Below are 23,162 nucleotides of genomic sequence, written 5' to 3'. Positions count from 1 at the left end.
AGGAACCGGGAACTTTCTGCAACCCTTTCCCCACAAAGGTGTGCTGCTAAACTGGCCCCTATGGCTTCTTACCTGCTGCATGGCCTCTGGCTGCCCGTCTCCGGCCTGAGTCTATGGATCGAACAGGTCGAAGGGCACAAGATCGTCATGCCCTCAGCAGTCCCGGAGGGAACCTTTCCGGATGTGGTCGATACCATCTTGAGCAAGAAGACCTTCCGGAACCGAGCGCGCGTCTCCCTCCGCACACCGAAGGGCAAGGACGTCTCCCTCATGGTCCCCATGGCCATGTTCGCCCCGGATGAGGCAGTGGAAACACTGGCCAAACTGGAATACCTCGATACCGATAGCCAGGCGGTTTCGGCGGAACAGCGTGCAGCTATTGCGCCGGACCTCCTGTGGCTCATCCGCGCCTATCGCGGCCTGTACCGTTTCGTCCGTGCCGGCCGCGTGACCATCCGCCTGTCGTATCAGGCGGGTGAGTGGTACCCGATGTGGCAACTGGCTTCTGGCTTGGGCGAGCGCAGCTGGCTGGCAGAGATGCTAGCCTCCGCGCCCGGCATCCTCTCCATTAATAACCGGGCGCTCTCGGATGATTTGGCCGACGAGCTCACGCACTGGATTGCCTATACCCAATTGCGCCCGCAGATCGATGCCCCACGCGCCGCGCCCTGGCATGAATTCGCGCAGGCCTTGCTGAAAACCGCGCCGGTCAAGAAGGGGCGCGCCCAGCTGCTTCGTGGGCTCAATGAGTGGAAAGACTCTATTACTTCTGTCGACCTCCAGCTCGTCTTCCTCGTGGAGGAACCGCCAAATAGTACTGACTCCGTCGAGGACGCAGCGTGGCCTATCCGCTTGCTGGTGCGCTCCGGTACGGATTCGCCGCTGCCGGTGCGGCAGGACCAGTTGGATCGGGGGAGCGTCGAGAAGCTGCGTGAGGCCCGTCGCCATGCCTTCGACGTGGCTCCGCGGCTGAAGTACAACTCCGCCCCGGCGAGCCGGAATGCGGGGGATTGGGACGTCTACCTGACCACCGAGCAGCTCGTGGATTTTGTTACCCACGACGCCGCCGCCCTGCGCAAGGCCGGTTTCACCGTGCTGCTGCCCAAGTCCTGGTCCCACATGGAGACCAAGGCCAAGCTGGAAACCACGGAGGTCCGTGATCCGGCCGATGCCGCCACCAAGGCGCACATTGGTATGGAGAAGCTGTTCAGCTATGACTGGAAGCTCTCGGTGGGTGACACGCAGCTTACCGACGCCGAAATGCAAGAGCTCATCACTTCTAAGTCCGGGCTGATTCGTTTGCGCGGCGAGTGGGTCATGGCGGATACCCAGGCCTTGAACAAGATCTCGCAGTACATGCGCGAGTTGGCCGATACCGCACGTAAGCGCGCCCTGAAGGAGTTGGAGCAACTCGCAGCCACCGCAGAGATGGCCCGCCAGCTGGAACAGCCTGGCTGGGAAGAGCTGGTGGCCGAAGTAGAGCGCCGCCGCAAGGAATTCAACGAGGGCGAGCAAGAAGAAGCGGTAACGCTTGCAGACTTGCGCGAGATGGCCTTGAAGTCCATGGCGGAGGACCCCGTGGCCTTCACCGGATCCGAGTGGCATACCTCGCTGCTCGGTGGGCTGGATAGTACGGCACCCGACCGCGTGGACATCCCCGATACGGTCCATGCCGAGCTGCGCGAGTATCAGCGCCGCGGTGTGGACTGGCTGTACTGGATGTCCCGCAACAACATCGGCGCGGTGCTGGCAGATGACATGGGTTTGGGCAAGACCCTGCAGCTGCTGTCTTTGCTGGCGGTGGAAAAGGCTGCCCAGGAGACAGATGGGGAAGCGGAGGCGTGGAAGCCAACCCTCGTCGTCGCGCCGACCTCCGTGGTGGGCAACTGGGCTAGGGAAGCTACGCGCTTCGTGCCGGACTTTAAGGTCATGGTGCAACACGGCACTGGGCGCCTGAAGGGCGAGGAATTGGTCAGCGCAGCTCAGGAGGCCGATATCGTCATTACCTCCTATGGCACGGTGAGCCGTGACTTTTTGACCTTGAGCAAGGTGGAGTGGGACCGCGTGGTCCTCGATGAGGCCCAGGCGATCAAGAACGCCTCCACGCGCTCATCCAAGGCGGTGCGTGCCATCCCGTCGCGTCACCGCGTAGCGCTGACCGGTACGCCGATTGAGAACCGCCTGTCGGAAATGCGCTCCATCCTGGACTATTGCAACCCCGGGATCCTGGGCTCTGCTTCCTTCTTCCGCAACCACTTTGCCAAGGCTATTGAGCGCGAAGGAAGCGATGTCATGGCGGAGCGCCTGCGCCTGCTCACCGGCCCGTTCATCCTGCGCCGCCTCAAGACGGACCCGAATATCATCGATGACCTGCCGGAGAAGTCCGAGCAGATCATTACCGTGCGCATGACCGATGAGCAGGCCGCCCTCTATAAGGCCCTGGTCAATGACGTGGAGCAGGCCTTGGCAAAGAAGAAGGAGGGCATCTCGCGCCGCGGCCTCATCTTGGCATCGCTGACCCGCATCAAGCAGATCTGTAACCACCCGGCGCACTTCTTGGCCGATGGTAGCCCCATCACCATCAAGGGCAAGCACCGCTCCGGCAAGGTGGAGGAGCTCATGCGGATCATCGACCAGGCCATCGAATCTCAGGAGCGCGTACTGATCTTCACCCAGTACAAGGCCTTCGGCGACGTTCTCCAGCCCTACCTCTCTGAACAACTGGGCTGCGAGATTCCCTTCCTCCATGGCGGGGTCAGCAAGAACCGGCGCGACCAGATGGTGGAGGAATTCCAGGCCGATAACGGCGCACCCGTCATGCTGCTCTCGCTCAAGGCGGGTGGTACGGGGCTGAACCTCACGGCGGCGTCGATTGTCGTGCACATGGACCGCTGGTGGAATCCGGCGGTGGAAAACCAGGCCACGGACCGCGCCTTCCGCATCGGCCAGCAGCGCAATGTGCAGGTGTACAAGATGATTACCGCCGGCACCTTGGAGGAATCCATCCAGGACATCCTCGACGGCAAGACACAGCTGGCCGGTGCCGTCGTGGGCGAGGGCGAGGGCTGGCTCACCGAACTGAGCCCTGAGCAGCTGGCGGATCTCATGAGCTATAGGGAGCAGGAGAAGTAAATGGCACCGAAGAATCCTGAGGACAATAACGTCATCTACGCCAACTTCGGCACCCGCAAGCGCGTGAGCACGCCGGAGGAGGTCAACCGCGTCGACCGCGTGCGCACCATGCAGCCGGCGGCCACGCGCCTGCTCAATTTCGTCAACCAGCAAACGGATTCCGGCCGCATTCGCCGCGGGCGCCAATACGCCACCGAGGGTCACGTCGTGGGCCTCGATGTGCGCAATGGTGCTGTGCACGGCAAGGTTGCGGGCTCTCAGAACGAACCTTTCGCGGTGCTCATCCAGGTGCCTTACCGCAACAACGAGGACATCGGGCGGCTGTCGGAGATGTTCGCGCGCACCCCCAACTCCGTGGCGAAGGCTAGGGAGGGCATGCTTGCCGACGCCTCCCTCGACATCCTCATCGCCGAATACCCCGACGACCTCCGTTTTTCCTGCACCTGCCCCGATCCGGAGTACGTGTGCAAGCACGTCGTGGCGGTGGCGGACCGACTGGCCGCGCGCATGGATGCTGACCCATCCGTTATTTTCGCCCTGCGTGGCCTCGATTTTGCGCGGCTGGAGCAAGCGGTCATGGAGCAGGCCAAGGCCGCCTCGGAGGACTCTTATTCAGCTTCCGCGGCCTCTGAAATCTCTGCCGAGGAGCGCAATGCCTTGTTCTGGGAGGGGCGAGAACTCCCGCCCCTGCCGGAACCGAAGACCGCTCCCGCCGTCGATGATTCCGACCCGGAACTGCTGCGCAAGGCCATGAGGTCTGTCAGCCATACGAACATAGATTTGCTTCGGGCCGTCTCCGATGTCGAGGACCTTTACTATCATCTGACGCACTAGACATTGTCACCCCAGGGGAGAGGCTCAAGCGCCAGCCCTGGACCACGTTGTAGGGAGTTTGCATGGCCGCGGTTACGTTCATCCACACCTCAGATTTCCAGCTGGGAATGACACGCTGGTTTTTAAGTCCCGCCGCGCAGTCGCGCTTTGATGATGACCGCGAAGCAGCGGCCCTGCGGCTAGGGGAGTTGGCCACCGAGACAGGGGCGGAGTTCATCGTCGTGGCCGGTGATGTGTTTGAGCACAACTCCTTGAACAAATCCACGCTGCTGCGCGCCAAGGACATGTTTAAGCGCCTGCCGGTGCCGGTTTACCTGCTGCCCGGCAACCACGATCCTCTCGTGGCGGATTCCATCTTCTTCAACTCCTTTGCGGATAACGTGCACGTCATCGCGGATTCAGAGCCCATCGAGGTGCGACCAGGCGTGGAAATCGTCGGCGCTCCCTACCTGTCCAAGCGGGCTAATTATGACCTTGTTCGCCGCGCGCTGGAGCCGCTGCAGCCTGCCGATGAGGCCACGGTTCGCATCGCGGTGGGGCATGGCCAGGTGGAGTCCCGCGCGGGCGAGGGCGAGGACTCGGATGCCGATACGATTGACCTCTCCTTCGTGGAGGAGTGCCTGGATAAAGGCGTTATTGATTATCTGGCCTTGGGGGATACGCACTCCACGGAATCGCTGGGCCGTACCGGCAAGGTGTGGTTCTCCGGCAGCCCGGAGACTACGGCCTTCGACGATAGGGAGCGCGATTCGGGCAATGCCTTGGTGGTGACCGTTGAGGGGGAGCGGGTGGACGTCGCCAAGCACCGCGTCGGTCGCTGGGACTTCCGGGCGATTGATGCGGACGTTAACTCACTGGAGGAGGTCGAGGCTTTTCTTGCGGAGCTAGACGCCGTGCCGGAGAAGATTCGTACCGCGGTGAAATACAGCCTGCGTGGCACCGTGGGCTTGAGCGCGCAGGCTCGTCTGGAGCAGGGGCTGGCGGAGCTGGAGGAGGTTTTTGCCTCCCTCAAGCCGCGCGAGAGGACGATGGATCTGCATCTGGCGCCCTCCGAAGAGGAGCTCAGCGAGTTGAGCTTGAGCGGTTATGCCGCTGATGCCCTGGCGGAGCTGCTCGAGGACTTAGATGATCCCACCGCCCGCGACGCCGCCAACCTGCTGTTCCGCCTCAGCGCGAAGGGAGCTTAATCATGATGCAGCTACATTCTGTTGAACTCAATAATGTCCGGGGCGTGGATCACCTGGAGGTCAAGGACCTTCCAGAAACCGGTGTGGTGGTCATCGGCGGGCCGAATGAGGCTGGCAAATCCACATTGGTGGAGTCTATTGATTTTGTGCTGACGCAAAAACACACCGCCAACTCTAAGGCGGTGAGGGCGCTGCAGCCCGCCGGCCGCGATGTGGGTCCAGAGGTCACGCTGGAGGCCACCGTGGGGCCCTATCATTTCCGCATCCACAAGCGGTGGGTGAAGAAGCGCACCTCGGAGCTGCATGTGTTCTCCCCGCGCCCGGGCCAGTGGACCGGTGCGGAAGCGGATGGGGAGCTCGAGCGCATTCTCAGTGAACATATGGACCGCGCGCTTGTCGACGCCCTCTTCGTCCGCCAAGACGATAGCCACGAGGGCATCGCCGCCGTGGGCATTCCTTCCCTTACTGCGGCACTAGAGGAGCAGACCGGGGCGAATGCCGTGGCGGAAGACTCCGAGCTGCTCACGCGCATCGAGGCGGAGTACAAGGAGTATTTCACCGCGAAGAAGGACAAGCCGGCGGGGGACTATAAGGCCGCGATCGCCGCGCTGTCAGAGGCGGAGGAGGAGCACGCGAACGCTGAGTCTGCGCTACGAGAGCTCGACGGCGTGGTGGAGCGCTATGAAGCCGCTGAGCTGAAGAAGGCCGAGGCCGAAGCGGCTTTGCCAGCGGCCGTAGAAGAGTGCGAGCGCCGTGACGGCGAACTAGTCGCCGCCCGGGCCGCACAGGAGAAGGTCACGGCGCAGGAGGCAGCGGTGACCCGGGCCGCGGAAGCTGTGACGCGCGCGGAGGAGGAATCGGCGCGGCGCAAGGCTGTGATTGCTGAGCACTCCGCAGCGGTTGAAGCGGCCGAGCGTGCCGCAACTGCGGTTAGCGAAGCCCGCGAGCGCGCCGAGGAAGAGTCCGCCGCGCGCACGAAGCTGGAAGAAGAACGCGCCGAGGTGCACACGCGGTACGAGGCCGTGCGCGAGGAACGCCAGCGCGCCCGCCGCGCGCAGCGGCGAGCCGAACGTGAGGCTTTGGGCACCCGCCTCGAAGCGTTGACCAAGCTGGAAGAGACCTTGGCGTCGCGCCGTCGTGAGCTGGCTGCCGCTCCAGACGTGCCAAACTTGAAAGCACTGGAAGAGGCGGCTCGTGAGGTCACTGTCCAGGAGCGCCTGCGAGCGGCGGCTGCTGCCAAGCTGTACTTTTCCGGGAAGGGCTCCGTCGCCGTCGATGGCGAGGAACGCTCTCTGGAGAGCGGTGAAGAACTTGCAGTCGAGTTGCGTGAGGGCACGACCCTTCAGGTAGGCGAGGTCACCGCCCGCTATGCCGCAGGTGCCGGCGAAAGCGGCGAGGAAGGCGTAGAGCAGGCTCGCGCTGAGCTCGCGCGCCTGCTGGAGGATGCCGGGTGCGAAGACCTCGAGTCGGCCCGTGCCGCTCACGAGAAACACACCGAACTCGCATCCGCCGCGGATTCCGCGGCGCGCGAACTGGCTGCTGCGTTGGGAGGGGAGGACCTCGGTGAACTGCGTGCGCGTTTTGAGGCCGGCGCAGAAGAGATTGAGGATGTCGAGGGCGCTGAGGAGGCCGCGGAACCGCGAGAGCTGGACGTGGTGGAGCAGGAGGAAGAGGAGCTACGCAGGAAGCTCGATGAACTCGACCGCGCTGTGGCACCCTACCGTGAGAACAAGGCTGGCGCGGCATTAGAGGTAGCCACCGTGCGCGCGGAGGAGGCAACCGTGCAGCGCGATGCCAAGGCCGCAGCCGTGGAGGCCGCCCGTGCTCAACTCAGTGATGCCGACGTGACCACGGCTATCGAGGCAGCACAGGCCAAGCTGCAGGAAGAAAGAGCAGTGCTGGCGGAGATGTCCGCGGTAGACGTGGACACCGCCGAGCATCTTGCCAAGGGAGCGCGTACACACGTGGATTCCCTGAAGGCAGCGGTGAATGCAGCGGTCGGTGACATGCGCGAGTTCCGGGGACTCATCGATATGCATTCCGGTGCGGCTGAGGATGCGGAGAAAGCCGCCGCCGAGCTCGAGGTTGCTCGTGAGCGCCACGCCGCTATCGAGCGTCGCGCGGAGGCTGCGCGTTATCTGCGCACACTCATGCTGCGCCACCGTGACGCCGCGCGCCAGCGCTATGCCGCGCCGTTTGTCACAGCGCTCAATAGCTTGGCACGAACAGTCTTCGGTGGGGATGTGGACTTCGAGCTGTCGGAAGAGCTCAAGGTCGAAGCTCGCAGCCGCGACGGTGAGACCGTGTCTTTTGACGCGCTCTCTGGCGGTGCCAAAGAGCAGTTGAGCATCCTGACGCGCTTCGCCATAGCCCAGCTGGTCTCCGATGAACCGGTGCCCGTTTTGATCGATGATGCGTTGGGTTCCACGGACTCCCAGCGCCTTCAGCTCATGGCGGCGCTGTTCAGTAAGGCTGGGAAAAGCACTCAGGTCATCGTGCTGACCTGTATGCCGCAGCGCTACTCCTGGGTGCCTGGGCGAATGGAGCTGGATATGGAGAAACTTACAAGGGCCTAAGTCCCGGAGTGTAGGGTATGAGCCATGACAGCGGACACTCGATGGCTCACCGAAAGCGAACAGAACCTGTGGCGCCACATTCTAGCTAGCATTCGCAAGATCAATCGCGGTATGGAGGAAACCCTGTTGGCCTGCGGCGATATCTCGGCCGCGGAGTTTTCGGTGCTTGTTTCTCTTTCGGAAGCACCCGAGCACACGCGGCGCCTGCGCGAATTATGCACGGAGTTGGAGTGGGACCGCTCCCGCGCCTCCCACCAAATCACCCGTATGGAAAAACGGGGTTTGGTGCGCAAGGAAAAGTGTGCGGGCGATGCGCGTGGCGTGGAGGTCGTCATGACGAAGTCCGGCCGGGAGCGTCTAGAGGCGGCGGTACCTGAGCACGTCGAGTCCGTGCGCCGCATGGTTTTTGATCACCTCGATCCTGCCGACGCTCCGGTGGTCCTGCGTTTCTGCGAGGGCGTCCTTTCAGAAAGCAACCTTCCGGGATATGACGGCTTCGTGCCGGATGAGCGCTTGGGTATTCACACCGACTAGTTGTGCTTCGTACGGGTAGTGTTAGTTTTCGACCGTTTACTCACCTGGAGGTGATCTGTCCGCACCATGATGGGACAAGAACTGTTTGAGCATCCCGAGCGCCAGTACGCTACGTACGACATTACTCCGCTGAAAGAGCTCAGCGCTCAAGTCGGCCCGGTCGATGATCTGGATGAGCTCTCCGAGGAACAAGCCACCGCGCTTGAGGCGGCCCTCGAGCAGCACCCGGAGGGCGCGCTGACCTTCGATGACGCCTCGCAGCTGTGGATTATCGGCGCGGATGAGGATATTGAGCGTATGTTCCAAGACCGCGAGGGATTCGTCGAAGCGCTCAACAACAACGAAGATCCTGGGGTCTAGCCCACAGTCGGTGTCATACTAAAGGTGGATGGCGGCTAAATTTACTGGGTTTAACTACGGGCGGTTCTGTTTAAACTGCTAAGATACTCTGTGTTAAAGGGCGAGCATCCCCGCGCTTTTCAGAGGCAGCTTGAGCGAGAGCGCCATCTGGCTAGGGGAGCTAAGTGAAAGGACAAAACATAATGGTCGAGCGCGATTTGGCTCAGGAACAGCGCGAAGCAGCTGCACGTGACAAGGCTGACGGCTGGGTATCCGTCTTCGTTCAGTGGATTCCCTCCATGCTTCTCTCCGTGGTGATGCTGGGCGCCATGATGTTCGGCATGTACTACATCGAGCACGGCACCTTGGACATCACCCAGCCGATCGTCAACCAGTACATCACCCAGTAACCTGTTTCGCTCCCTTGCTGCCGTTCGGCAGAAGCGAGTAGCTTGACTTTAAGCCCCAGCAGAATTGTCTGCTGGGGCCTCATCTTTATCACCAGGCTCATCTCTCTAACTCGTGACGTGGATCCATCAGGCGGCTTGAGCCACTGCTAAGCCTGAGAATTAATCTCCGAGTGCGATGTCTCGAGGCATGATGACTCCTACGCCCTTCGCGCTCACCGTCGTTCCATGAGCAGCCGCCGCCCGTCCTTTCGGTGAGCGCGAAGGGCGTATTCGTCCGAGAGAGCGTTAATCCGATAGCCTGAACTCCATGGACTCTCGCATCTACATTCGCTATCTCAACGGTCCGCTCCTGTGGATGGGAATAGTCGTTGGCCTTGCCGTTGTGGCAGCGGTGGTGCCCACGATGATTGATTCCACGTGGGCAGCAATCCTATTTGGTGCCCTGGTCATCATTGCAACCGTGGCCTGCCTTTTGATGCGGGTGAAGATCGCCGTCAACGATGGCGAGGTTGCGGTGTCCGTCTTTGGCGTCTTCACAAAGAGAATTCCCCTGCGCGAGATCACCGGGGTGAGTATCGGTCCGGAGACGGGGCTTAAAGAAGGTGCGGGCCCGCGCATCGTCGATGGCGCACCAGCCTATATCGTCTCTGGGCCGACGGTGCGCATTGAATGTGGCCGGAGTTCTCTCATTGCTTCGGCGAAGAACCCGGAAGAAGTGGTTGTGGATATTAAGGCGCGCTTGCACTAGTTCCATATCCCCAGACCTCGATCCCGATACTTCCAAGTGAGTGGCTTGGTGCCGGAGGGCGCTTGACGACGCCCACCCTGCAGGTTGCGGGTTTCAGGTCTGGGGAGATGCAAAATGAGACAAGCCGCCCACCCGCAAACGTGGCGTCGTAAAAAGTGGGCCGGGGCGTACTGGCCGATTCGGGGTAGGCGGGCATGAAAAAGTGCCCCTGACAGGACTCGAACCTGCGACCTTCGGTACCGGAAACCGATGCTCTAATCCGCTGAGCTACAAGGGCATTGCTGGCGAAATGCCAACGATGCGATTCTAACCTATAAAGACTGAAGCGCAGTAATTGGCCTAGCGCCGATGGGGGTGTGGTGGGAAAGAAGCAGCGGCCGGAGTAGCCACTGCTTCGAGTTTTTCGCTGGGGCGCTTACTGGGCCGGCTGTTCCTGGGGCTGGTCAAAGAAGCCCGGGGCATCCGCGGTGTGGACCTCGCCAGTGCGCAGGTAGTCAACCACAATCTGGTCGACAGCCTTGTTGCCCACCGCGAAGTGGCCGTGACCCGGGCCGTGGACGGTCACCACGCGGGACTGCATCGGGTCAGACAGGCCGCGGTAGAAGGCATACGGGGTCTGCGGGTCACCGGTAGCCTGCAGCTGCAGTGGCTTGGTCTGCAGCTTGTCACCAGAAACGGCAATCGGGGTAGTGATCGGTGCGCGGCCGGAGCAACCGGCGCCGGAGGCATACATCGCGTTGAACAGTGAGAACGGGTCAACCGTGACATAGTTAGACCAGAGGAAGGCCGGTATGAAGGCCGGATCCGTCGGCGCAGTGTTCTCATTGCACATGATGATGTTCTGCATGCTCATGGAGTTGAGAATCTCTTGCTGGACCTTTTGCGGGTCCTGCTCGCCCTGTTGTGCGGCCTGCTCCTCAAAGTTGATGGCTTCGACGCCGCCAATGTGCTTGGCTAGGGAGTCCCACGACTCCGGGCGGGGAAGGAGGTCACGGGTAGCGGTGAGCGTCGGCGAAGTGGCCTGAACAGCCTGCGGGTTCTGGACCTTGCCCGCGAGGTGCTCTGCCTGTACGCGCAGCTCACCGGTCGCAGTCATGACATTGGCGCCGGGCTGGCCGGCAAACTCGAGCCCCGGCGGGAGGTCACCAATCTGAGCGTTCGGAGGAAGCACGGTGGGGCGCACGCCCGCCTCCGCGGCCACAATCTGAGACCAGCGCTCGTAGGCCTTCAGCGGTGTCGTGCCGGCGTGGTAGGTGGCGTCGTTCTTCGCCACATAGCTAAAGAAGTCATGCAGAGCATTCTCATAACCAGCCTGCTGAGAAGCGAAAATCTGGTTCCACGCCATGTTGGGGTTCATTCCGGAGTCCAGCACGACCTTGTCGGTGTGCTCCGGATAGAGCGTGGAGTACGTGGACCCCAAGAAGGTGCCGTAGGAGAGGCCGAAGATGTTGATCTTCTCCTCACCAAGCGCCTGGCGCACGACATCCCAGTCCTTGGCGGTGTTCTCCGTGGTCAGGGAATCGGTGTAGCCCGGAGTGTTCTTCTCACAGTCGTCGCGGGTAATGGAGCCGATCTTTGTCAGCTGTTCTAGAGGGTTTCCGCCCGCCTCAGTTGACGAGCAGTTCACCTGTGCAGACTCGCGCAAACCACGCGGTTGAACGCCGATGATGTCGTAGCCTTGTTTGACTTCCTCAGGCCAGGCAGCGAAGTTGACCCAGCTATACGCGTCACCGCCTGGACCGCCCGGGTTGGTGAACAGAGTGCCTTGACGCTCGCCCGTGGCCTTGAGGCGGATGAAACCGACGTCGATGGTGCCCTTGTCTGGTGCGTCGTAGTACTTCGGCACGGTCACGTGGCCGCATTCGGCGCGCTCCTCGGTGACCCCTTCTGGGCACGGCCCCCAGTTGATGACGGGCTGGTCAGCGTGAGCAACGGCAGGTGCCGCAACCAAGCCAGCGGCGATGGCTACAGGTCCTAGAACCGAACCTAAAACGCGAGAAAGACGCATAGAACAAGGCTCCTAAAATCGTAAATTGGTACGAGCCTTATCCTATGCGTCAGGGGTGATGTGAGCCGAGCTCTCATACAGGGCGGGTGCCCCCGAAAGCCTCACTACTTAACAATCACCACAATGAGATCGCGCGGGCCGTGGACACCCTCCACGCGGGAGAGCTCAATATCCGAGGTAGCGGACGGTCCCGAGATCCACGTTGCCGGGCGCTCAGGGTTGATGCGGGAGACCATTTCTGGGACGCCGTAGACAATCTGGTCCTTGCGCACGATGCACACGTGACGGTCCGGCACCAAGGTCAGCGCGCGGCGGCCGCACGTCTCGTTGGATTCGAGCACGATGGTGCCGGTCTGCGCGGAGGTGACGTGGGATTCGGTCACCACGGCGTCGACGGCGTCGAGCTCACGCGGGTCCTTGGCATTGTCATCAGGGGTGATGGTGCCCTCGAAGCCGGCGAGAAGCCCAGCGTCCATGCCGGGGGCGTAGACGACATTCGAGCAGCCGCGCTCCTTGAGGATGTCCACGAGGGTGGAGTTCAGGCCGGACTCATCGGTGACGTGCACATCAGCCTTGTAGTCCTCGAGGCGGTCTACAAGCATCTCGCGCAGCTCGTCGGAGTTGAGCGTGCCTTCCTTCTGGTATTCGCGCGGGATGTCTACGTGGTCCGGCAAACCGGCCTGCTTTTGGGCGGCGGCAATGCGGTTGAGGATTTCCTCTTTGGCGGTGGTCACTTGATGCCCTCCTTCTTGGCTTGGGCGAGGAGTTCTTGAGCTTCGTCAGAGTTGAACCATTGGCGGAAGGACTTCTTCGGAGGAACGGCAGTATCGCGTACCTCGGACCAACCGGACATGAACAGCGGTAGCTTGTCGATGACTCCGTTGAAGCCACCGAGGACACGGCCGAGCGCCACCATGTGGGTGATCTGGTTCCAGATCTTCGGGTTCTTCCACACCAGCTCCACGACTTGGAAGAGCTTTTCCTCCACCGGCGGGGTGGCGTTAGTGACCTTCTGGTAGCGGTTTTCCAGAATGACCTGGGAGAGGGGGATGCGCACCGGGCATACCTCGTCGCAACGGCCACACAGGGAGCAGGCATAGGGCAAGCTTGCCGACGGATCGTTGTGGTCCTTCATACCAGTCAACTGCGGCGTCAGGGAGATGCCAATTGGGCCCGGGTAGACAGAGCCGTAGGCGTGTCCGCCGGCGCGCTCGTAGACCGGGCAGACGTTCAGGCAGGCAGAGCAGCGAATGCACTTGAGTGCTTCGTGGCCCTTGGGGGAGGACAGGGCTGCGGTGCGGCCATTGTCCAGAAGCACGATGTGGAAGTTCTGCGGGCCGTCACCTTCAGTCACACCGGACCACATCGAGGTGTACGGGTTCATACGCTCAGCAGTGGAGGAGCGCGGCAGCAGCTGCAGGAAGACCTCGAGGTCCTGGAAGGTCGGGACCAGCTTCTCAATGCCCATCACGGTAATGAGGGTCTCCGGCAGGGTCAGGCACATGCGGCCGTTGCCCTCGGATTCCACGATGTTGATAGTGCCGGTTTCTGCCACACCAAAGTTAGCGCCGGAGATGGCGACCTTGGCCTTCATGAACTGCTCGCGCAGGAAGCTACGGGAAGCCTCAGCCAACTCCGCCGGCTCGGCCTTGAGGGAGTCATCGGTGTTCGGCATCTTGTTGACAAAGATGTCCCGAATCTCCGCGCGGTTGCGGTGGATGGCCGGGACCAGAATGTGGGAAGGCTTATCCTCGCCCAGCTGGACGATGAGCTCCGCCAGGTCAGTCTCCTGGGCGTGGATACCGACCTCTTCCAGGTGCTCGTTGAGCGCGATCTCCTGGGTGGCCATGGACTTGATCTTGACCACGTCGGTCTCACCGGTTTCGCGGATAAGGCCCTCAATGATCTTGTTGGCCTCTTTGGCATCGCGTGCCCAGTGGACAATGCCGCCGCGCTTGGTTACCTGCTCTTCGAACTGGACTAGCAGTTCGCCCATGCGGACAGCAACGTCATCCTTGAGGGCGGAACCGGCGTCGCGAAGCTGCTCCCAGTCCGGGGTCTCCTCCACGGCGTGCTGGCGCTTGTTGCGAATGGTGGTGGTGGCGTGGTGCAGGTTGCGGCGCTGGGTGGCGTTATTGAGGCCAACGTGTGCCAGCGGCACGAACGCCTTCGAACCGCGCAGGTTGCCGTAGCCTTCTGGGGCGCGGGGAGGGGTGGTGTCGAGGAAGGAAGTCATTAGAGCATCTTCTCCTTGGAGTAGGCCGCGGAGGTGGGAGTCCACGGGTGTTCCTTGGTGGAGGCGAGGATTTCCGCCAGGTGGATAGCGCGAACACCGGAGCGCTGGCGAGCCAGAGCGCCTCCAATGTTCATCAGGCAGGAGGAGTCACCGCCGGTAATATATTCGGCCTCGGTTTCACGGATGTGGCGGGTCTTGTCACCGACCATCGCTGCAGAAACCTCGGCGTTCTTGAGGGCGAAGGTGCCGCCAAAACCACAGCACTCTTCGGCATTAGGCAGCTGGACGAGGTCGATTCCTTCGACCTCCTTAAGAAGCTGGTAGGGGCGGTCACCCAGTTTGAGGAAGCGCAGGCCGTGGCACGAAGGGTGGTAGGTCACGCGGTGGGGGAAGAAGGCACCGACGTTGGTGACACCGGCGACGTCGACAAGAAACTCCGGCAAGTCCAGGGTCTTGCCGGCGGCCTTCTTGGCGCCGTCCACATCGGCGGAAGTGCCGAAGCGGTTTGCAATCATCTCGTGCTGCTCGCGCACGGCCCCTACACAGGAGCCGGAGGCGGAGACGACGTAATCGATGGACGGATCCGCAAAGGCATCCGCGTAAGTGCGGATCATGCCCAAGGTCTGCTCCTGGTAGCCGGTGTTAATGTGCATCTGGCCGCAGCAGGTCTGCTGCTCCGGGAAGACCACCTCATGTCCTAAGCGGGAGAGAATGAGGGCCGTGGCCTTGTGTGCATCGGGGAAGAGTGAATCACCGATGCAGGTGGAAAACAATGCTATTCGCATTTGTGAGCGCTCCTTAATCTGCCTCCATGTGGCTTGTCCCGTGCTGTGCACAGCGGAGTTGTGCTCGGATGCGCGCTACCAGGACAGCCGCACTGGGCATTTTTCGAGTGTGTACCTTTAAGCCTACCGCCCAAAACTCACATTATCGACACAGGATTACCCCTCCTACCTGGCTTTTTATCGCAACACTAATGTTGTGAAATTCCTAACGTGCGGTGATGGTCGCAGCGGTCGCGGCCGATATGAGGCAACCCCCAGACTGGGCGATGAAGACGCCCGAATCTGGGGGTAGTTAGTGGTGTAGAACTTTATGGCTAAACCCTTTTAGGGGACCAAGAAGCCCAGCACGTTGGTCATGAGGAAGACGATGACGCACACGACGGCGAGGAAGGCCACGGAGTAGCCCACGACCGCCTTGAAGATGCGGGATTCCTCGCCCTCCATCTGCACGGCGGTGGCGGCGATGGCCAGTGACTGCGGGGAGATCATCTTGCCCACAACGCCACCGGAGGTATTGGCGGCCAGCATGAGGTCCGGATTGACGCCGATGCGCTCGGCGGCGGTGACCTGCAGGTTGGCAAAGAGTGCGTTGGCGGAGGTATCCGAGCCGGTGACGGCGGTGCCGATCCAGCCCAGGACGGGGGAGAAGAGCGCGAAGATGCCGCCGACAGAAGCCACGAACTGGCCGATGGAGATGGTTTGGCCGGAGTAGTTCATGGTGTAGGCCAGTGCGAGGACCAGGATGATGGTCAGCGCGGAGAACTTCATGCGGGAGACAACCTCGCCGAACTTGGTCAGCGGCGCGGAGGCGTCCAGCTTGTAGCGGCCGTTCTCGTTGAAGGTCATGTAGATAAGGGCCACGATGATGCCGGAAATCAGCAGTAGGGTTCCCGGGTTGCCCAGCACGTTGAACGTGAAGGCGGTGTCCATGGCGTGGCCTTCGGCGTCGAAGACGGTGCCGTCGAGAAGCGGCCAGGCAACGTTGACCTGGAGGAAGCCGAAGATGGCCGGCCATGCGGTGGCGATGGCGAAGACAGCGGTGACCACGGCATAGGGCAGCAGGGCCATCCAAATGCGGCTGCTGTTGAGATCCGTGACCTCCTCCTGGGCGGGCAGCTCCATGCGCTCGCGCAGGCTGTCGACACCCTTGGGCTTCCACACACGCAGGAAGATGAAGCCCGCGCCGAGGGAGACGATGCAGGCCACGACGTTGGTGAGCTGGTAGGCGAAGAAGGTAGCCGCGGCCCACTGGGCAATGGCGAAGGAGATGCCGATGACGGCCGCGGCGGGGCCGGCCTCCTTAACACCGCGCATGCCGTCAAGGATAAAGAGGATGAAGAAAGGCACGACGGCGGCAATGAGCAGGACCTGGAGGGAAATCAACGCGGCGATGTCAGCGGTCTGCTCGGCGGTGCGCCCGCCGACCGAGCCCGCGGTGGTGACTGGGATGCCCACCGCGCCGAAGGCCACGGGCGCGGTGTTGGCAATGAGCACCGTGGTGGCCGCCTTGAGCGGCTTAACACCCAAGGCCAGGATCATGGTCGCCGTAATCGCCACGGGGGCGCCGAAGCCGGCGAGGGCCTCCAGCAGGCCGCCGAAGCAGAAGGCGATGAGGATGGCCTGGATGCGGATATCGCCATCGCCCAGCAAGTCAAAGGTCTTGCGCAGGTCATTGAATCGTCCGGAAGCCACGGTCACTTCGTAGAACCAGATGGCGGTGATGATCACCCAGACGATGGGGAAGAGGCCGAAGAGCCCGCCGCGCACCGCGGAGGACAAAGCCATGCCGGTTGGCATGCCCATGCCGAAAATGGCGATGAGAACCGCTACGAGAAGCGCTACCGCACCCGAGGTGTGGGCGCGGGCCTTGATCCCCAGGAGCATGATGAAGAACGCGATGAGCGGCAGCGTGGACACCAGCGCGGTAAGCCCGACGTTGCCAGCGATGGCGTCGGTGGTGATTGTGAATGTAGACATAACGCTCACTTCAGGTTGAGTCCCGCCGGCGTCCCTGCGGTGGTCCCCGCGGTGTGGCACCACAAGTTTCGGCCGGGCGAGAGAGGCGAAAGAATAAATCGGTTCAGATATCAAGTTTAGGGTAAAACCATGCGAGTGCTTGTGTCGCCGGATTCACACTACGGGGGTGGGTGACCTTGCTAACGTCCGCGACCTGATAGTGCCTCCCAGCGGCGGGGACGATAGACTTTGGCCCTATGAATCCTGAAGATCTTTCCGTCCTGATCAAGAACACCGCTGCCGCCGTGCTCACCGAGCATGAGCTAGACGCCTCAGTCCTGCCAGAGACCGTGACCGTGGAGCGCCCACGCAACCCGGAGCACGGCGATTACGCCACTAACCTGGCCCTCCAGGTGGCTAAGAAGGCTGGCGCCCAGCCGCGCGAGTTGGCGCAGTGGCTTGCCGATGCCCTCGCAGGCAACGACGCCATCGATGAAGCGTCCATCGCGGGCCCGGGATTCCTCAACATTCGCCTCGCTGCCGCCGCACAAGGTGCCATCGTGGCGCAGGTTCTTAACGCCGGCTCAGAGTTCGGCAGCAATTCCACCTACCAGGGCAAGAAGATCAACCTGGAGTTCGTCTCCGCGAACCCGACTGGTCCCATCCACCTGGGTGGTACCCGTTGGGCCGCCGTGGGGGACTCACTCGGCCGCGTGCTCGAGGCCTCCGGCGCGGACGTGACCCGCGAGTACTACTTCAATGATCACGGCGGACAGATCGACCGTTTTGCTCGCTCCCTCGTGGCCGCGGCCAAGGGCGAGCCCACCCCGGAGGATGGCTACGGCGGCGACTACATTAAGGACATCGCGCAGGCGGTAGTGGAGAAGAACCCGCAGGCTCTCGAGGGCAGCGATGCCGAGGTCCAGGAGAACTTCCGCGCTGACGGCGTGGAGATGATGTTTGCCCAGATCAAGGAATCCCTCCACGAATTCGGCGTGGACTTCGACGTGTACTTCCACGAGAATTCCCTCTTCGAATCCGGTGCCGTGGAGAAGGCTATCCAGACGCTCAAGGACAACGGCAAACTCTACGAAGCCGAGGGGGCGTGGTGGCTGAAGTCCACCGAATACGGCGACGATAAGGACCGCGTGGTCATCAAGTCCGATGGCAATGCTGCCTACATCGCCGGCGACATCGCTTATGTGGCCGATAAATTCGACCGTGGCCACGACCTGGCCATCTACATGCTCGGCGCTGACCACCACGGTTACATCGCCCGCCTGCGCGCCTCGGCCCAGGCTTTGGGTTATGACCCGGAGGCCGTTGAGGTGCTCATCGGCCAGATGGTGAATCTGGTCCGCGACGGTAAGGCGGTCAAGATGTCCAAGCGCGCGGGTACCGTTATCACCTTGGATGACCTCGTCGAGGCCATCGGCGTCGACGGCGCGCGCTACTCGCTGGTGCGCTCCTCCGTGGACTCCAGCCTGGACATTGACTTGGGCCTGTGGGCCTCCCAGTCGTCCGATAACCCGGTCTACTACGTGCAGTATGGCCACGCCCGCATCTGCTCGATCCTGCGCAAGGCCACGGACCTGGGCTTCGACACTGCCGCGCTTGGCGACGCCCCCCTCGACCTCCTCACCCACGACAAGGAAGGCGACCTTATCCGCACCCTGGGCGAGTTCCCCGAGGTTGTGGCCACCGCCGCCACGCTGCGTGAACCGCACCGCATCGCGCGTTATGCCGAGGAGCTCGCTGCCGTGTTCCACCGTTTCTATGACCAGTGCCAGGTGCTGCCGAAGGCAGGCGAAGAGACCGAGCCGATCCACTCCGCACGCCTTGCCCTGGCTGCAGCCACCCGCCAGGTCATGGCGAATGCCTTGACCATGGTCGGGGTCAGCGCGCCGGAGAAGATGTAAGAAAAGGTATCGATGACTGATTTCAATTCTCTTCCGGCCCACGTGTGGCCGCGCAACGCCGCTCGAGACTCTAATGGTGTGGTCTCGATTGGCGGTGTGGCTCTGACCGAGTTGGCCGCAGAATATGGCACCCCGCTCTACGTCTTCGACGAGCAGGACTTCCGCTCGCGCTGCCGGGATATGGCCCAAGCCTTCGGCGGGCCCGACCACGTGCACTATGCCTCCAAGGCCTTCATCACCAAGCGCATCGTGCGCTGGGTAGATGAGGAGGGCCTGTGCCTCGACGTGGCCTCCCTCAATGAGGCCAAGCTGGCGCTGGCCGCAGGTTTCCCGGCGGAGCGCATGACCGCCCACGGCAACAACAAGGAAGACGAGTACCTGCAGCTGTGCGTGGATAAAGGTATCGGGCACGTCGTCCTCGACAACGAGGAGGAGCTCTCGCGCCTCAATAGCATCGCGGCGTCCGCCGACCGCGTGCAGCCAGTGATGATCCGCGTGAAGCCCGGCGTGGATGCACATACCCACGAGTTCATCGCCACGGCGCACGAGGATCAGAAGTTCGGCATTTCCCTGTCCACCGGTGCCGCCTTCAACGCCGCGCAGAAGGTGCTGGAATCCGCCAACCTTAAGCTTGTGGGCCTGCACTGCCACGTGGGGTCTTCGGTGTTTAATGCTGATGGTTTCAAGCTGGCCGCCGAGCGCGTGCTCAGCCTGTACAAGCGCATCCACTGCGAGCTCGGCGTTGCCCTCGAGGAGCTGGACTTGGGCGGCGGCTTCGGCATTCCCTACATGGAATACGAGGAAGCGCTCGACGTCGCCACGCTGGCCAAGGATCTGCTCGACGCCGTGGAACGCACCGCCACCGAGCTCGACATCACGCCGCCCTTCGTGCTGGTGGAACCCGGCCGCTCCCTGGTGGGTGCCTCTGCGGTCACCGTGTACCGCGTGGGCACGGTCAAGGACGTAGAAACCGGCAAGGCGGATCTGCCGATGCGCCGCTACCTCTCCGTGGACGGCGGCATGTCCGATAACATCCGCCCAGCGCTTTATGGCTCTGAGTACGACGTGCGCGTGGTTAACCGCCGCACCCAGGGTGAGCCGGTGGATTCACGCATAGTGGGCTTCCACTGCGAATCTGGCGACATCCTGGTCAACGAGCGCCGTTTCCCCTCGGATATCACCACCGGTGATCTCCTCGCCTTCGCCACCACCGGCGCCTATCAGTACATGATGGCTTCGCGTTATAACGGCGCTTTGCGCCCGGCGGTTGTGTCCGTGCGCGACGGCAAGGCCCAGCTCATGCTGCGCCGGGAGACGGTGGAGGACTTGCTGGCGTTGGACGTCGATTAGCGCGGCGTTGTCACAGCTCACCGTATTTTATTCACTATGACATGGCCGGTCGCGCCCAGTGCCGGCCATTTTGTATAGAAATAGACAGCTCGTTCTGTATAGTGATGGGCTAGCACGTAAGAATCACACGCAACATCAACAAAGGGACACCATGACGACGAACCGTAGCAAGAAGCCCGAAGGCGAACCAGTAGGTATTGCGCTGCTTGGGTTTGGCACCGTAGGCGCCGAGGTTTTCCGCCTCGTACAGGAGAATGCGGACGCTTTTGCGCACCGCATCGGCGGCCCGGTGGAGATCCGCGGCGTAGCCGTGCACAACAAGAACAAGCTTCGTCCGGGCGTGCCGAAGGAGCTGCTGACGGACGACGCTAAGGCGCTCGTCCTGCGCGATGATATCGACCTCGTCGTCGAGGTTATCGGCGGCATTGACTTCCCGCGCGAGCTCGTCCTCGCCGCCCTTAATGCCGGTAAATCCGTGGTCACCGCCAACAAGGCCCTCGTGGCCGCGCACGCGGATGAGCTGGCGGAGGCTGCTGAGCGCGCTGACGTCGACCTCTATTTCGAGGCTGCGGTGGCCGCCGCCATCCCGGTCGTCGGCATGCTGCGCCGTTCCCTGGCCGGTGACAAGATCCAGCGCATCTCCGGAATCGTAAACGGAACCACCAATTTTATCTTGGACGCCATGGAGACCACCGGCGCCTCCTACGAGGACGCGCTGGCTGAGGCCACCCGCCTGGGCTACGCCGAGGCCGATCCCACCGCGGACGTGGAGGGCCACGACGCCGCCTCCAAGGCCGCCATCCTGGCTTCCCTTGGCTTCTACACCCGCCTGACCTTCAACGACGTCTATTGCGAGGGCATTTCCAAGATCACCGCGGACGATATCGCGGCCGCCAACCAAGCCGGTTATTCCATCAAGCTGCTCGCTATTTGTGAGCGCTTGGTTGATGAGGAGACCGGCGCGGAATCCGTCAATGCCCGCGTGCACCCGACTTTGGTCCCGAAGGATCACCCGTTGGCGTCGGTTAGCCAGTCCTACAATGCCATCTTCGTCGAGGCGGAGGCCGCCGGTTCCCTGATGTTCTACGGCAACGGTGCCGGCGGCAACCCGACGGCTTCGGCTGTGCTGGGTGACGTCATCGGCGCGGCACGCAACATTGTCCACGGCGGCCAAGCGCCGGGGGAGAACACCTACGCCAACCTACCTATTGCGGAGTTCGGAGAAGTGGAAACTCGTTATCACGTCGACATGGAAGTTGAAGACCGCACCGGCGTGCTTTCTGCCATCTCCGGTGTCTTTGCCCGCCACGGGGTGTCACTGCGCACCGTGCGCCAGGAGGACGGCGATGCCACCGCTCGCCTCATCGTGGTGACCCACGCAGCGAAGGAAGCGGTGCTCGAGGAGATCGTCGCAGCCCTCGGCGAGCTCGATGAGGTCAAGGCCGTACACTCCGTCATTCGTCTGGGCGTATAGGGACTCAGAGAGAACAATGAGTATCGATATCGAAGTAGGCACCAAGGTCACCGTCCAGGTCCCGGCATCCTCGGCCAACCTGGGCCCGGGCTACGACACCCTGGGTATTGCGCTGAGTCTCTACGACACCGTGGAGGTGGAAGTTACCCGCTCCGGCCTGGAGGTGGAGATCTTCGGCGAGGGCGCAGACGAGCTGCCGCGCGATGGCTCCCACCTCGTTGTCAAGGCCATCCGCTCAGCGCTGAAGGCTGCCGACGTAGAAGTCTCCGGCCTGCGCGTGGTGTGCACGAACAACATCCCGCAGTCCCGTGGCCTGGGCTCCTCGGCGTCCGCCGCGGTGGCCGGCGTGGCCGCGGGCAATGGCCTAGCGGGATTCCCGCTTTCGGAACAGCAGGTTGTGCAGCTGTCCTCGGCGTTCGAAGGGCATCCGGATAACGCAGCTGCCTCTGTGTTGGGCAACGCCGTGGTCTCTTGGACCACCGTGCCTGTCGACGGCCGCTCGCTGCCGGAGTACCGTGCCGCGACCTTGGACGTGCACCCGAGCATTAAGGCCACGGCCTTGGTACCGGACTTTCATGCGTCGACGCAGGCCGTGCGCCGCGTGCTGCCCTCGCACGTCACGCATGCCGATGCCGCCTTCAACGTCTCCCGCACTGCAGTAAACGTGGCGGCGCTGACCACCTACCCGGACCTGCTGTGGGAGGGTACCCGCGACCGCCTGCACCAGCCCTATCGCGCTGATGTCCTGCCGGTCACCGCGGAGTGGGTGAACCGCTTGCGCAACCGCGGCTACGCCGCCTATCTCTCCGGCGCTGGCCCCACCGTCATGGTCCTGCACACCGAGCCCATCGAGGAGGAGATCCTCGATGATGCCCGCGGGCAGAACCTGCGCGTGCTGGAGCTGGAGGTCGCCGGGCCGGTCACCGTCGAGCGCGGTTAGCCTAGCTAGCTGCTCTCTTCCACGTCGATTCGGCACACGCCGTTTCCGGCTTTAGGAATGAGCTTCAGGCTAAGCCGCCCGCCTGAATCGGCAGCCGCTTGATCTAGGTAGCCATCATGGATGGCGCAGACGAAGGGGGAGGGCTGAATTCCGGCCGTGACGAACGGACAGGCGTGTAATTGCACTGTGGTGCGGCCTTCTTCGGCGAATTGCTCCACCGAGGTTACCGGGTCAAAACCCATATCGCGCATCGTCCGGTAGAGCGGTGCCAGCGCCTCAGCACCGCGGCTGTTGGCCGTGGCTTTAGCCCACGCGCGGCCGATCTCTCGCGCTTGCTCGGATGAAAAGTCATTGAGCTGCTCTTTATCCGCCAGCGCTGTGACCAGGACGCTAATCAGCGTGACGTATTCCTCCGCCACCGAACGGTTGTCGGGTACCCGTACTTGGAAGATCAGGGAGGGGCGCCCACGCCCGTGCGCTGGGGCGGTAACTACCCGCACCGCGCCGGCGTTAACGAGCTCATCTAGGTGGCCGCGCGCGGTGTTAACGTGCATCCCCAGTTCCTGTGCAATCTCGGCGGCGCGTGCTCCTTGCGGGAATGTCTGCAGGGTTGAGAGTACCTCGCTCTGCTTGGGGGAGAGCTTCATCGTGTCGGGAAAAAGCTCAGTAGACGAGCGCGGGCTATGCGCAGATGACGTAGACATAAACGGCCTCTCCTTGGACAACGCTACGAG

18 protein-coding genes and 1 tRNA gene are annotated in these 23,162 nt (G+C 62.3%); 12 read left to right on the top strand and 7 right to left on the bottom strand.

The features are described 5' to 3' along the window. Nucleotides 1–60 precede the first annotated feature (60 nt). From QP999_RS07470 to QP999_RS07435, 8 genes are all read left to right on the top strand, one after another. Complete coding sequence (locus QP999_RS07470; protein WP_284847995.1) at nucleotides 61–3,132, top strand: DEAD/DEAH box helicase; 3,072 nt, start codon at nucleotides 61–63, stop codon at nucleotides 3,130–3,132. Beyond that, on the top strand, nucleotides 3,133–3,966 hold the full coding sequence (locus QP999_RS07465) for an SWIM zinc finger family protein (protein ID WP_070597097.1): 834 nt from the start codon (nucleotides 3,133–3,135) through the stop codon (nucleotides 3,964–3,966). It abuts the gene before it with no gap. Between the two features lie 62 nt (nucleotides 3,967–4,028). Further along, nucleotides 4,029–5,153, top strand: a complete 1,125-nt coding sequence (locus QP999_RS07460; protein ID WP_167595750.1) for a metallophosphoesterase family protein — start codon at nucleotides 4,029–4,031, stop codon at nucleotides 5,151–5,153. Nucleotides 5,154–5,155: 2 nt separating this feature from the next. After that, a complete protein-coding gene (locus tag QP999_RS07455) occupies nucleotides 5,156–7,729 on the top strand; it encodes an AAA family ATPase (protein ID WP_284847994.1) in 2,574 nt (857 codons plus the stop codon). Nucleotides 7,730–7,753: 24 nt separating this feature from the next. Continuing rightward, complete coding sequence (locus tag QP999_RS07450) at nucleotides 7,754–8,263, top strand: MarR family winged helix-turn-helix transcriptional regulator (RefSeq protein ID WP_284847993.1); 510 nt, start codon at nucleotides 7,754–7,756, stop codon at nucleotides 8,261–8,263. Nucleotides 8,264–8,329: 66 nt separating this feature from the next. Next, entirely contained in the window at nucleotides 8,330–8,623 is a 294-nt protein-coding gene (locus QP999_RS07445) for a molecular chaperone GrpE (RefSeq protein ID WP_070597093.1), read from the top strand. A gap of 182 nt (nucleotides 8,624–8,805) precedes the next feature. Next, nucleotides 8,806–9,012, top strand: coding sequence for a hypothetical protein (locus QP999_RS07440; protein ID WP_154737117.1), 207 nt, complete (start codon nucleotides 8,806–8,808; stop codon nucleotides 9,010–9,012). Nucleotides 9,013–9,319: 307 nt separating this feature from the next. Next, on the top strand, nucleotides 9,320–9,760 hold the full coding sequence (locus QP999_RS07435) for a hypothetical protein (RefSeq protein ID WP_284847992.1): 441 nt from the start codon (nucleotides 9,320–9,322) through the stop codon (nucleotides 9,758–9,760). A gap of 203 nt (nucleotides 9,761–9,963) precedes the next feature. Here QP999_RS07435 and QP999_RS07430 read toward each other — a convergent pair. From QP999_RS07430 to QP999_RS07405, 6 genes are all read right to left on the bottom strand, one after another. After that, a tRNA-Arg gene (locus QP999_RS07430) sits at nucleotides 9,964–10,037 on the bottom strand. A 138-nt stretch (nucleotides 10,038–10,175) separates the two neighbouring features. After that, a complete protein-coding gene (locus QP999_RS07425) occupies nucleotides 10,176–11,768 on the bottom strand; it encodes an alpha/beta hydrolase (protein ID WP_284847991.1) in 1,593 nt (530 codons plus the stop codon). Between the two features lie 104 nt (nucleotides 11,769–11,872). After that, nucleotides 11,873–12,502, bottom strand: a complete 630-nt coding sequence (locus QP999_RS07420; RefSeq protein WP_070708379.1) for a LutC/YkgG family protein — start codon at nucleotides 12,500–12,502, stop codon at nucleotides 11,873–11,875. Beyond that, the gene (locus tag QP999_RS07415; protein ID WP_070684325.1) at nucleotides 12,499–14,004 is read right to left on the bottom strand and encodes a LutB/LldF family L-lactate oxidation iron-sulfur protein; all 1,506 of its coding nucleotides are present in this window, start codon (nucleotides 14,002–14,004) and stop codon (nucleotides 12,499–12,501) included. The genes QP999_RS07420 and QP999_RS07415 overlap by 4 nt, the downstream gene beginning before the upstream one ends. Next, on the bottom strand, nucleotides 14,004–14,789 hold the full coding sequence (locus QP999_RS07410; protein WP_070708381.1) for a (Fe-S)-binding protein: 786 nt from the start codon (nucleotides 14,787–14,789) through the stop codon (nucleotides 14,004–14,006). Before QP999_RS07410 ends, QP999_RS07415 begins: the two co-directional genes overlap by 1 nt. A 324-nt stretch (nucleotides 14,790–15,113) precedes the next feature. Then, nucleotides 15,114–16,766, bottom strand: coding sequence for an L-lactate permease (locus tag QP999_RS07405; protein WP_070562998.1), 1,653 nt, complete (start codon nucleotides 16,764–16,766; stop codon nucleotides 15,114–15,116). A 236-nt stretch (nucleotides 16,767–17,002) separates the two neighbouring features. On the opposite strand from QP999_RS07405, the gene argS reads away from it, so the two are divergent. From argS to thrB, 4 genes are all read left to right on the top strand, one after another. Next, on the top strand, nucleotides 17,003–18,664 hold the full coding sequence (gene argS, locus QP999_RS07400; protein ID WP_250223778.1) for an arginine--tRNA ligase: 1,662 nt from the start codon (nucleotides 17,003–17,005) through the stop codon (nucleotides 18,662–18,664). Nucleotides 18,665–18,676: 12 nt separating this feature from the next. Then, the gene (lysA, locus tag QP999_RS07395) at nucleotides 18,677–20,014 is read left to right on the top strand and encodes a diaminopimelate decarboxylase (RefSeq protein WP_284847990.1); all 1,338 of its coding nucleotides are present in this window, start codon (nucleotides 18,677–18,679) and stop codon (nucleotides 20,012–20,014) included. 151 nt (nucleotides 20,015–20,165) lie between these two features. Continuing rightward, nucleotides 20,166–21,488 carry a homoserine dehydrogenase gene (locus QP999_RS07390; RefSeq protein ID WP_070563214.1) on the top strand — a complete coding sequence of 441 codons (1,323 nt, stop codon included), beginning with the start codon at nucleotides 20,166–20,168 and terminating at the stop codon, nucleotides 21,486–21,488. A 16-nt stretch (nucleotides 21,489–21,504) separates the two neighbouring features. After that, nucleotides 21,505–22,428, top strand: a complete 924-nt coding sequence (thrB, locus tag QP999_RS07385) for a homoserine kinase (protein ID WP_070597084.1) — start codon at nucleotides 21,505–21,507, stop codon at nucleotides 22,426–22,428. Between the two features lie 5 nt (nucleotides 22,429–22,433). On the opposite strand, the gene QP999_RS07380 is transcribed toward thrB, so the two are convergent. Continuing rightward, nucleotides 22,434–23,132: a helix-turn-helix transcriptional regulator gene (locus tag QP999_RS07380; protein ID WP_046648916.1), complete on the bottom strand. Its 699-nt coding sequence runs from the start codon at nucleotides 23,130–23,132 to the stop codon at nucleotides 22,434–22,436. Nucleotides 23,133–23,162 lie beyond the last annotated feature (30 nt).

Origin of the sequence: Corynebacterium sp. MSK004 (assembly GCF_030232515.1) — a bacterium.
GTDB classification, from domain to species: domain Bacteria; phylum Actinomycetota; class Actinomycetes; order Mycobacteriales; family Mycobacteriaceae; genus Corynebacterium; species Corynebacterium hesseae.
Note: the sequence above shows the minus strand (reverse complement) of the source record. Positions and strands in the feature narration are given on the sequence as shown.

What these genes read in the sequence shown, in the direction of transcription:
- QP999_RS07435 (WP_284847992.1), top strand. Translation starts at nt 9,320, where the DNA reads ATGGACTCTCGCATCTACATTCGCTATCTCAACGGTCCGCTCCTGTGG.
- QP999_RS07390 (WP_070563214.1), top strand. Translation starts at nt 20,166, where the DNA reads ATGACGACGAACCGTAGCAAGAAGCCCGAAGGCGAACCAGTAGGTATT.
- QP999_RS07455 (WP_284847994.1), top strand. Translation starts at nt 5,156, where the DNA reads ATGATGCAGCTACATTCTGTTGAACTCAATAATGTCCGGGGCGTGGAT.
- QP999_RS07410 (WP_070708381.1), bottom strand. Translation starts at nt 14,789, where the DNA reads ATGCGAATAGCATTGTTTTCCACCTGCATCGGTGATTCACTCTTCCCC.
- QP999_RS07470 (WP_284847995.1), top strand. Translation starts at nt 61, where the DNA reads ATGGCTTCTTACCTGCTGCATGGCCTCTGGCTGCCCGTCTCCGGCCTG.
- lysA (WP_284847990.1), top strand. Translation starts at nt 18,677, where the DNA reads ATGACTGATTTCAATTCTCTTCCGGCCCACGTGTGGCCGCGCAACGCC.
- QP999_RS07440 (WP_154737117.1), top strand. Translation starts at nt 8,806, where the DNA reads ATGGTCGAGCGCGATTTGGCTCAGGAACAGCGCGAAGCAGCTGCACGT.
- QP999_RS07415 (WP_070684325.1), bottom strand. Translation starts at nt 14,004, where the DNA reads ATGACTTCCTTCCTCGACACCACCCCTCCCCGCGCCCCAGAAGGCTAC.
- QP999_RS07425 (WP_284847991.1), bottom strand. Translation starts at nt 11,768, where the DNA reads ATGCGTCTTTCTCGCGTTTTAGGTTCGGTTCTAGGACCTGTAGCCATC.
- argS (WP_250223778.1), top strand. Translation starts at nt 17,003, where the DNA reads ATGAATCCTGAAGATCTTTCCGTCCTGATCAAGAACACCGCTGCCGCC.
- QP999_RS07405 (WP_070562998.1), bottom strand. Translation starts at nt 16,766, where the DNA reads ATGTCTACATTCACAATCACCACCGACGCCATCGCTGGCAACGTCGGG.
- QP999_RS07445 (WP_070597093.1), top strand. Translation starts at nt 8,330, where the DNA reads ATGATGGGACAAGAACTGTTTGAGCATCCCGAGCGCCAGTACGCTACG.
- QP999_RS07460 (WP_167595750.1), top strand. Translation starts at nt 4,029, where the DNA reads ATGGCCGCGGTTACGTTCATCCACACCTCAGATTTCCAGCTGGGAATG.
- QP999_RS07465 (WP_070597097.1), top strand. Translation starts at nt 3,133, where the DNA reads ATGGCACCGAAGAATCCTGAGGACAATAACGTCATCTACGCCAACTTC.
- QP999_RS07450 (WP_284847993.1), top strand. Translation starts at nt 7,754, where the DNA reads ATGACAGCGGACACTCGATGGCTCACCGAAAGCGAACAGAACCTGTGG.
- QP999_RS07380 (WP_046648916.1), bottom strand. Translation starts at nt 23,132, where the DNA reads ATGTCTACGTCATCTGCGCATAGCCCGCGCTCGTCTACTGAGCTTTTT.
- thrB (WP_070597084.1), top strand. Translation starts at nt 21,505, where the DNA reads ATGAGTATCGATATCGAAGTAGGCACCAAGGTCACCGTCCAGGTCCCG.